Source organism: Roseomonas sp. F4, from assembly GCF_053891155.1.
In genome coordinates, this window is sequence record NZ_JBSSHK010000009.1 from 22,519 (window position 1) to 31,732 (window position 9,214).

General features: G+C 71.6%; 8 protein-coding genes. 5 read left to right on the forward strand and 3 right to left on the reverse strand.

The window, feature by feature from the left end; translation table 11 throughout:
* Genes ACVFYP_RS27330 through ACVFYP_RS27340 form a run of 3 tightly spaced genes read right to left on the reverse strand, consistent with a single transcriptional unit; the run spans position 1 to position 3,370 of the window.
* Positions 1 to 1,029 carry an acyl-CoA dehydrogenase family protein gene (locus ACVFYP_RS27330; protein ID WP_499203334.1) on the reverse strand — a complete coding sequence of 343 codons (1,029 nt, stop codon included), beginning with the start codon at positions 1,027 to 1,029 and terminating at the stop codon, positions 1 to 3.
* Positions 1,026 to 2,228 carry a CaiB/BaiF CoA transferase family protein gene (locus ACVFYP_RS27335; RefSeq protein ID WP_499203335.1) on the reverse strand — a complete coding sequence of 401 codons (1,203 nt, stop codon included), beginning with the start codon at positions 2,226 to 2,228 and terminating at the stop codon, positions 1,026 to 1,028. Before ACVFYP_RS27335 ends, ACVFYP_RS27330 begins: the two co-directional genes overlap by 4 nt.
* The gene (locus ACVFYP_RS27340) at positions 2,225 to 3,370 is read right to left on the reverse strand and encodes an acyl-CoA dehydrogenase family protein (protein WP_499203336.1); all 1,146 of its coding nucleotides are present in this window, start codon (positions 3,368 to 3,370) and stop codon (positions 2,225 to 2,227) included. Before ACVFYP_RS27340 ends, ACVFYP_RS27335 begins: the two co-directional genes overlap by 4 nt.
* Positions 3,371 to 3,448: 78 nt before the next feature.
* Between ACVFYP_RS27340 and ACVFYP_RS27345 the strand changes: the two genes are divergently transcribed.
* From ACVFYP_RS27345 to ykgO, 5 genes are all read left to right on the forward strand, one after another.
* A complete protein-coding gene (locus ACVFYP_RS27345) occupies positions 3,449 to 4,429 on the forward strand; it encodes an RluA family pseudouridine synthase (RefSeq protein WP_499203337.1) in 981 nt (326 codons plus the stop codon).
* Positions 4,430 to 4,477: 48 nt separating this feature from the next.
* Complete coding sequence (locus ACVFYP_RS27350; RefSeq protein ID WP_499203338.1) at positions 4,478 to 7,006, forward strand: AsmA family protein; 2,529 nt, start codon at positions 4,478 to 4,480, stop codon at positions 7,004 to 7,006.
* 51 nt (positions 7,007 to 7,057) lie between these two features.
* A complete protein-coding gene (locus ACVFYP_RS27355) occupies positions 7,058 to 7,714 on the forward strand; it encodes a DUF533 domain-containing protein (RefSeq protein ID WP_499203339.1) in 657 nt (218 codons plus the stop codon).
* On the forward strand, positions 7,711 to 8,952 hold the full coding sequence (acdA, locus tag ACVFYP_RS27360; protein WP_499203340.1) for a 3-sulfinopropanoyl-CoA desulfinase: 1,242 nt from the start codon (positions 7,711 to 7,713) through the stop codon (positions 8,950 to 8,952). The genes ACVFYP_RS27355 and acdA overlap by 4 nt, the downstream gene beginning before the upstream one ends.
* A gap of 64 nt (positions 8,953 to 9,016) precedes the next feature.
* Positions 9,017 to 9,142, forward strand: a complete 126-nt coding sequence (gene ykgO, locus ACVFYP_RS27365; RefSeq protein ID WP_168035067.1) for a type B 50S ribosomal protein L36 — start codon at positions 9,017 to 9,019, stop codon at positions 9,140 to 9,142.
* Positions 9,143 to 9,214 lie beyond the last annotated feature (72 nt).

The window sequence follows — 9,214 nt, forward strand, 5'->3', positions numbered from 1 at the left end:
TCAGACCTCCGCCTCGGCGCAGGCAACGTAGCGCCGGCGGTGCAGGCTGGGGCTGCCGAACTGGTTCGACAGCACCATCGCCTTCCGCAGAAACAGGCCGACATCGTATTCGTCGGTGTAGCCGATGGCGCCGTGCATCTGCACCGCCTCCCGCGTTACCAGCAGCGCCGCCTCCGCCGCGCGGTGCTTGGCGCGGGACACGGCGGCGCGGCGCGCATCCTCCGCCGCGCCGGCATCCAACGTCGCGGCCGCGGCCTCCACGCTGGCGCGGGTCAGGGCGATCTGGATCTTCAGATCCACCGCGCGATGTTGCAGCGCCTGGAAGCTGCCGATCGGCTTGCCGAACTGCTGGCGGGTGCGGAGGTAGTCCAGCGTCATCGAGAAGGCGCCTTCCATCACGCCCAGCAGCATCGCCGCCATGGCGAGCGTCGCCTCATCCAGCGCGCGGTCCATCAGCCCGTCCGGCAGGGTGCCAAGCCGTGCGCCGGGTACCGCCCGCAGCGTGCCGTAATGGCCCCCATCCTGCGTCTCGACGATGTCGGGCGTGCCCTCAGCGGCGTGCAGCACCAGCCCGCCATCCTCCCGCACCGGCACCAGAAAGCCGGAAGCGCCGGCCGCCATCGGCAGGAACAGCCGCGGCGCTTCGGCGGTGCCGGGCGCGCTCAGCGTATCGGGCGCCTCCTGCCAGGCGGTCAGAGGCAGCGCCTTCCCTTCCAGCAACGCCGCCAGCCCCGCCGCATCGCCGCAGCCTTCCAGCAGCGCGGCGGACAAAACGCCCTGCACCAGCGGTTCGGGCACCAGGCCGCGCCCCATCTCCTCCGCCAGCGCCACATATTCCGCCATGCCGAGGCCGGTGCCGCCGGCGTCTTCCGCCACGCGCAGGCCGATCCAGCCCATCTCCCCCATTTCCCGCCACACAGCGGAATCGAAGCCTGGCCGGGTGAAGCGCAGGGCGCGAATGCGGGAAAGATCGCTACCGCGCGGCGCCACGGCGGCGGCGCTGTCGCGGATCATCTCGATGGTGCTCATGCGACGATGCCGGCCTGGGTCAGGCGTTCCGCCTCCGCCGCATCGGTGCCGAGCCACTCGGCCAGCACCTCCGCCGTATGCGCGCCGAGGGCCGGCGGCGGGCGTTCGTAGCGCACCGGGGTTTCGGAAAAGCGCACGGGATTGGCGATGGTCGGCGCGCCATCCGGCAGTTCGGTGAACAGGCGCCGGTGACGGATCTGCGGATCCTCCGCCACCGCGCCGAAGTCGTTGATGGGGCCGGAGGAGACGCCAACGGCGTTCAGCGCATCCATCCACTCCTGTGCCCCGCGCTTCAGGAAGGCGTCCTGCAACAGCGGCAGCAGGATATCGCGACCCGCCATGCGCTGCGGATTGGTGGCGAAGCGCGGATCGGCCGGCACGCCCAGCACCTGGCACAGATTCGCGAATTGCCGGTCATTCCCCACCGCCACCATCAGCGGCCGGTCGGCGGTCGAGAACGCCTGCCAGGGCGTGTTGATTTGGGAGGCGGTGCCCGCCCGCACCGGCATGCGGCCGGAGACCAGGTGGTTCATGGCGATATGCGCATGCGCCGCCACCTGCGCATCCAGCAGCGCCAGGTCGATATGCTGGCCCTTGCCGCTGACCGTGTCGCGGTGATGCAGCGCCGCCAGGATGGCGATGGTGGCATAGAGACCAGCATTGATGTCGGAGACGCTGTAGCCCACCACGGCCGGCCCCGCCCCCGGCTGCCCATCGGCATTGCCGGTCACGCTCATCAGCCCGGACATCGCCTGGAAGATCGGGTCGTAGCCCGGCAGCGCCGCATAGGGGCCGGTCTGGCCAAAACCCGTGATGGAGCAATAGACCAGCTTCGGATTGACCTCGGCGAGGGCGGCATAATCCAGCCCGTATTTGCGCAGGCCCCCGGTCTTGAAGTTCTCGATAAAGACATCTGCCTGCGCCACCATGGCGCGCAGCAGCGCCGCGCCCTCCGGCTTGGCGATATCCAGCGCGATGGAGCGCTTGTTGCGGTTCATCGCGAGGAAGGAGGAGGTTTCGCCCACCGGCTTCCCATCCTCGCCAACCTTGCGGAAACCCATGCGCCGCACATCGTCGCCGCCGCCGGGCTGTTCGATCTTCACCACCTCCGCGCCGAAATCGCCGAGCATCTGCGCGCAGAAAGGGCCGGCGAAGACGCGCGTCATGTCCAGCACGCGGATTTTGGGCAAAGCGCTCATGCGGGAAGATCCAGAAGGGCGCGCGACAGGACGTTGCGCAGAATTTCGGAGGAACCGCCGAAGATGGTGGAGGGCCGCGCCAGCAGGAATTGCCCTGCCGGATGCAGTGCCGGCCCGGGCATCGGGTGCAGCAGCCCCGCATTTTCGCCTGCCAGTTCCAGCATCGCCTCGCTGATCCGCTGGAACAGCTCGCTGGCGACGATCTTCAGGATGGAGGCATCGGGCCCCAGCTCCTCGCCGCGCTTCAGTGCCGCGACATGGCTTTCATACAGCGCCTTGAGATCGGCGAGGTCCAGCCGGAAGCGGGCGATGCGGTCGAGTAGCACCGGGTCCTCCGCCCGCCCCATCGCCGACGCCAGGCGCTGCATCGCGGCCAGGGCATTGGCGGAGAGGCGGGGCGATCCGATGGCGATGCGCTCAAAGCCCAGCAGCGCCTTGGCATAGGTCCAGCCCTTATTGACCTCGCCGACCAGCATGTCCTTGGGCACGCGGACATTGTCGAAGAAGACCTCGCAGAACTCGTCATGCAGGTCGAGGTTCAGGATCGGGCGCACGCTGATGCCCGGGCTGTCCATCGGCATCAGCAGGAAGGAGATGCCGGCCTGCTTCTTGGCCGCCTTGTCGGTGCGGGCGAGGACAAAGATCCAGTTCGCGTCATTGGCGAAGGTGATCCAGGTCTTCTGGCCGTTCAGCACCCAATGGTCGCCCTGGTCCACCGCTTCAAGCCGCAGGGCGGCGAGGTCCGATCCCGCATTCGGCTCGGAATAGCCCTGCGCCCAAATATCCTCGCCCGAGAGGATGCGCGGCAGGAAATGCGCCTGCTGCGCCGGGGAGCCGTGCTTGATGAGCAGCGGGCCGAGCATCAGCACGCCCATGTCGCTGATGCGCGGCGCACCGTGACGCTCCAGCTCCTCGATCAGAATCAGCTGCTTGGCGGCGCCGAGGCCGAGCCCGCCATGTTCGCGCGGCCAGGCGGGCGCCAGCCAGCCCTGGGCGGACAGCTTCAGGTACCAGGGGCGGTTTTCATGCCAGTGCAGGCGGCGCTGGGGGTGGCGGAGCTCCGGCGGGCAGTTGGCCACGATCCAGGCCCGGACATGCGCGCGGAAGGCGCCATCCTCCATCGCGTCGAGGCTCTCGCCCATATTTCCCCCGCTTAGGTCAGTTGAATGACCTTTATCCAGCGCCTGCGCGCCTGTCCATCCCGTGCTATGGCCCGTTGCATGACCGTGCAGTTGAAAAAAGTCGCCGCCGATGAGGGCGACACCCGTCTCGATCGCTGGCTCAAGCGCCATGTGCCCGCGCTCACCCAGGGGGCGGTGCAGAAGATGCTGCGCACCGGCCAGATCCGCGTGGATGGCAAAAGGGCGGAGGCGAATACGCGCCTGGAACCCGGCCAGGAAGTCCGCATCCCCCCCTTCACCGAGAACCCCAACGCCGCTTTGCCGCGCGCGCCCAAGCCGGTGGATGAGCGGGACGCCAAGGCGTTGCTGCGCCTGATCATCTACAAGGATGCGGAAGTGCTGGTGATCGACAAGCCGCATGGCCTGCCCGTGCAGGGCGGCCCCGGCATCACCAAGCACCTGGACGGCATGCTGGACGCGCTGCAACTGGATGCGGCGGAACGTCCCCGGCTGGTGCATCGGCTGGACCGAGACACCTCCGGCGTGCTGGTGCTGGCCCGCACGGTGGGCGCCGCTGCCAAGCTGGCCGCCGCCTTCCGGACGCGCGATGTGGAAAAGACCTACTGGGCCGTGGTCCTGGGCGAGCCCAGCCCGCCCGCCGGGCGCATCGACATGGACCTGATCCGTCAGGGCGGGCCGCGCGGCGAACGCACGGCGCCGGCCGAGAAGGGCGATGACGGCGTGCATGCCATCACCGAATTCCGCACGCTGGACGTGGTGCGCCGCAAGGCCGCCTGGCTGGAGATGAAGCCCCGCACCGGCCGCACCCACCAGCTGCGCGTGCATGCGGCGGAAGCCCTGGGCTGCCCGATCGTGGCCGACGGCAAATATGGCGGCCATGCCGCGCATATGGAGGGCTTGCCCGCGCAGTTGCACCTGCATGCCCGCGCCCTGCGCCTGCCGCATCCGGCCGGCGGATGGCTGGAGGTGGCGGCCCCGCTGCCCCAGCACATGAAGGAAACTTTCGCTTTCCTAGGCTTCGAGACACCGCGCACACCCAAGCCGCGCCGGGTGAGTTGAAGCCGGCGGCGGGTTGCGGTGCGGGGCAGGGGGGGCAAGATCGCCACCATGTCTGACACCCCCCCGTCTCCCCGCCCCACCCCCCGCCGGCGTCGCTGGCCCTGGATTCTCGGCGCCGTCGTCATCGGCGTGCCGGCGCTCGGCCTGGGCACCGCGATGCTGCTGCTGGACGCCGAATCGCTGCGGCCCCGGCTGGTCGCCCAGGTGGAACGCGCCACCGGCCGCAGCTTCACCGTGGGCGAGATGCGCCTTGCCTGGTCGCTGGTGCCGACGGTGGAACTGCGCGACGTGGCACTGGCCAATGCGGAAGGCGCAAGCCAGCCGCGCATGCTCACCGCCGATCGCATGCAGGTGCAGGCGGCACTGCTGCCGCTGCTCTCCCGCGAAATCCGAATCTCCCGCATCGAGGTGGAGGGCGCGGAGCTGCGGCTGGAGGTGGATGCCCAGAGCCGCGGCAACTGGGTTTTCGCGCGCCCCGCCGGCGCTCCCGCCGCCCCCAGCACGCCTGAGGAAGGCGCGCGGGAGGCCTTGGCGCTGGGCATCGATTCCCTGCTGCTGACGCGCAGCCGCATCCATTGGAACGACGCCCGCAGCGGTTTTGCCGAGACCATGGAGATCGCGCGGCTGGAGGCGCAGGCGCCGCTGGATGGCACGATCAGCGCCGAGGGCGAGGTCGCGCTGCGCGGCCAGACCGTGACGCTGGAGGCCGAGACCGGCGGTCTGGCCGCCTTCGGTGCCGGCGCCGCCTGGCCCGTCGCCGCCACCTTCGGCGTGCAGGGCGCGGCCCTTCAGCTGGAGGGCAGCCTGACCGGCCAGGCCTGGGACGGCACGGCCACGGCGACCATCCCCGATCTGGCCCGGCTCGCCCCCCTGCTGCCGGGCGTCGCGTTGCCGCCGCTGCGGGACGTGACGGCCGCCGCCACCGCCTCCGGCACCGGCGGCACCGTCTCCGCCGTGCGTGACCTGCAGGTGACGCTGGGTGCGGCGGATCTCGCCGCCTATCGCCCCGGCCTCGCGCTCCGCCGCGCCACGGCCTCGGCGCCTGGGCTGGAAGCGCCGATCACGCTGGAGGCCGAGGCGACTGTCGAGGGCCAGACCCTGCGCGCCACCGGCACGGCCGGCACGCCCGCGCTGCTGCTGGCCGGCGCCAGCGGCCCGCTGCCGCTGGATCTGCGGATCGAGGGGCCGGGCGTGACCGGCACGGCGCAGGGCCGCATCGCCGATCCGCGCGCCCTGCGCGGCGTCGATCTGGCCTTGACCATCCAGGCGACGGACCTCGCCCCCTATGGCGTGGCCGGCGCCGGCAGCCTGGCCGGGCGCTTTGCGCTGCCCGGGCCGGGCATGGCCGGAGGTGGCCGTGTGACCGGGCTGCGGTTCGCGATTCCGGCGGCCGAAGCGCAGGGCGATCTGGCGCTGGCGGCGGGCGCGCGGGTGAATGTCACCGGGCAGCTCACCTTCGCCCGGCTCGACCTGGATGCGCTGCGCGCCGCCCCCACCGCCACGGCGCCCGCGACCTCCGCGGCGCCGGCCCCGGCAGCGGCGGCCCCCGCGGCACCCGCGGACAACCGCGTGATCCCCGCCACGCCGCTGCCCTGGGACGCGATGCGCCGCTTCGATGCCGATTTGCGGCTGGCGGCGCCACAGATGCGGGCCGGTGGCCAGGACTGGCGGCAGGTCTCGGCGCGGCTGGTTCTGGCCGGCGGCAAGGCGCGGATCGCGCCGCTGAACGCCACAACCCCGGCCGGGCCCCTGGCGCTGGAGGTGGAGGCCGATGCCACCCAGACCCCGCCGCGCCTGCGGCTGGTGGCGAAGTCGCCGGGCCTCGACCTCGCCGCCCTGTCGCGGGCGGCGGGGCGCGATCCGGTGCTGATCGGCCGGGCGCAGCTCGATGCCGATCTGGCAGGGCAGGGGGCTGATCTGCGCGCGGTGGCAGCGACGGCCAACGGCCATCTCGGTCTGGCGCTGGTGGATGGCGCGGTGCCGCGCAGCCTGTTGCGGGCCTTGCCGCAGCAGGTGCTGGGCGCGGTGCTGCCGGGCGGCAGTGGCGATATCCCGCTGCGCTGCTTCGCCCTGCGGGCGCCGGCCAGTGGCGGCGTGCTGCGGCTGGAGACGCTGTATGCCGAGGGCGGCCTCGGCCGGCTGGGCGGCGCCGGCCAGATCGACATGCGCGACGAAACCTTGGCGGTGCGGCTGCAGACCGATCTGCGCACCCCGCGCATCGCGCTGCGCGCCCCGGTGAATGTGGCCGGGCGCTGGAACGCGCCGCGCGTGGGCGTGGAGCCCACCGCCGCCGCGGCGGCTGGGCTTGGCGCCTTCCTGTCCCAGCAGGAAACGCCGGACCGGTCCTTGCAGGCCCTGGCCGAAATCCTCGGCAATGCCGGCAATCGCGGCGGCGCGGCCCCCGGCGTGCAGGGCGAATGCGCGCCGGCCCTGGCCGCTGCGCGGGGCGGTGTGGCCGGGCCGGCGCCGACCGTGCAGGGCGCCCCCGATGCGCCGGAGGCGGAGGCGCCACAGCAGCAGGCGCCGCAGCGCGCGCCGAATGCCGCGGACCTGCTGCGCGGCCTGCTCGGCCGCTGACGGTTCCCAACCGCCGCCGTCCAGCTTAAGGATGGCGGGGGGAGTCGAACCATGAATTGGAACCGCGTTCTGGGCGCGTTGCTGAATGGCGCCACGCGACCGCCGCGCCGCCGGCTGCGGCGCACCGGGCTGCCGGGAGGCGGCCAGATGGCCATGGCCCGCACGCTGGCGCGGCTGGCCACGGTGGCGATCGAGGCGATGACACGCGGCGGCCAGCCAGCCCCGGCCCCAGCGCCCGTGCGCCGCCGCACCACCAAGGCGGCAAGCGCCCCTGCCCCCACACGTTCCGCCCGCCTGCCGGACTGGACCGCCAGCCCCTACAGCCCGCCATCCACACCTGAGCCCGAAGCACCCGTGGTGGAGACGGCGGAGGCGGTGCTGATGATCCGCGCCATGGTCGCGGCCGCCAAGGCGGATGGCGCCATCGATGCCGCCGAACGCCAGGCCATCGCCAGCCAGCTCGACGGTGCCGGCCTGACGGCAGAGGAGCGCGACTTCATCCTGGCCGATTTCGACGCGCCGCTGACCCCGGAAGCCCTGGCCCAGCAGGCCGGCGACCCGATGCTGCGGGCGCGCATCTATGCCGCGGCAGTGGCGGCAATGGACGATATCACGGCGCCGGAGCGCGCCTGGCTGGACCGTCTGGGCAAGGCGCTCAGGCTGGACAGGCAGGCGGCCGAGGCCATCGAGGAAAGGCTGGCATCATGAGCGGCACCGACGGGCTGACCCTGGAGCAACGCGCCCTGCGCGATCGCGCCCGGGAGCTGGCGCAGGAAGCCGCGGCCCAGGCCGCCGAGACCGACCGCAGCGGCCAGTATCCCTGGCCGATGGTCCGCAAGATGGCGGAGGCCGGCTTCACCGGCCTGACCATCCCGAAGGAATGGGGCGGCCCCGGCGGATCGGTGCTCGATGCCGCGCTGGTGGTGGAGGAATTCTCCAAGGCCTGCGCCGTCTGCGGCCGCATCGCGGTGGAGGCCAATATGGGCGCGGTTGGCGCCATCATGGCCTATGGCACGGAGGCCCAGAAGAAGCTGGCCGCCGGCTTGGTGCTGGCCGGCGACAAGCCCGCCATCTGCATCACCGAGCCCGAGGCCGGCTCCGCCGCCACCGAAATGGCGACCACGGCGGAACGCCGCGGCGACCGCTGGATCATCAATGGCCGCAAGACCTGGATCACCGGCGGCGGCGTTTCGCGCCTGCACCTGATTTTTGCGCGGGTGGTGGAAGACGGGTCCTTCAAGGGAATTGGCGGCTTTCTGGTCGTGCGGGATGAGGCTGGCCATCCGGCGGAGCTCATCGTCTCGCGCCGAATCCCCTCCCTCGGCCTCTGCGGCATGCCGGAGGCGGAGCTGGAATTCCGCGACCTGGAAGTGGCCGATGACATGGTCGTGCGCGCCCCGGGCGGCTGGCAGCGCGGCTTTGGGCGGCTGATCGACGCCTATAACGGTCAGCGGGTCGGCGCTGCGACCGTGGCGCTGGGCCTCGCGGCCGGGGCCTATGAACACGCGCTGGGTCGCGCCAATGACCGGCGGCAGTTCGGCCGCCCGATCAGCGAATTCCAGGGCCTCGGCTGGATGCTGGCCGATATGTCGATCGAGGTGGAGGCCGCCCGCGCTTTGGTCCATCGCGCCGCCCGCAGCGCCGGCCCGGCCGGCTTCCCGGATCGCCTCGCCGCCGCACAGGCCAAGGTTTTCGCGAGCGAGATGGCGATCCGCGTGACCAATGGCGCTTTGCAGGTCTGGGGCGCGGCGGGTTATTCCAAGGACAATCCGATGGAGCGCTATCTGCGCGACGCCCGGATGTTCGCCATCGCGGGCGGCACCGCCCAGGTGCTGCGCACCCAGGTCGCCGAGCAGATCCTTGGCCGCAAGCTGCCGCAGACCCGCGACGGCTTCCTGCGGATCATCGCGGAGGAGGGGGCTGCGGGGAAGCTGGCGGCGGATTGACCTCCGCGAGGTTGACTCGCCCCGCCCCGCCCCTTATCTCGCCCGCCTTCACAGGATCATGACCATGAAGATTCGTAACAGCCTGAAGACCGCCAAGACGCGGGACAAGAACTGCATCCTGGTGCGTCGCCGTGGTCGCACCTATGTGCTGAACAAGAAGAATCCCCGGCTGAAGGCCCGCCAGGGCTGAGGCCACGGCCCCTTTGGGGGCCATCTGGGATTCGTCGCGGGGGGGGGGGGGGGGGGGGGGAGGGGGGGGGGG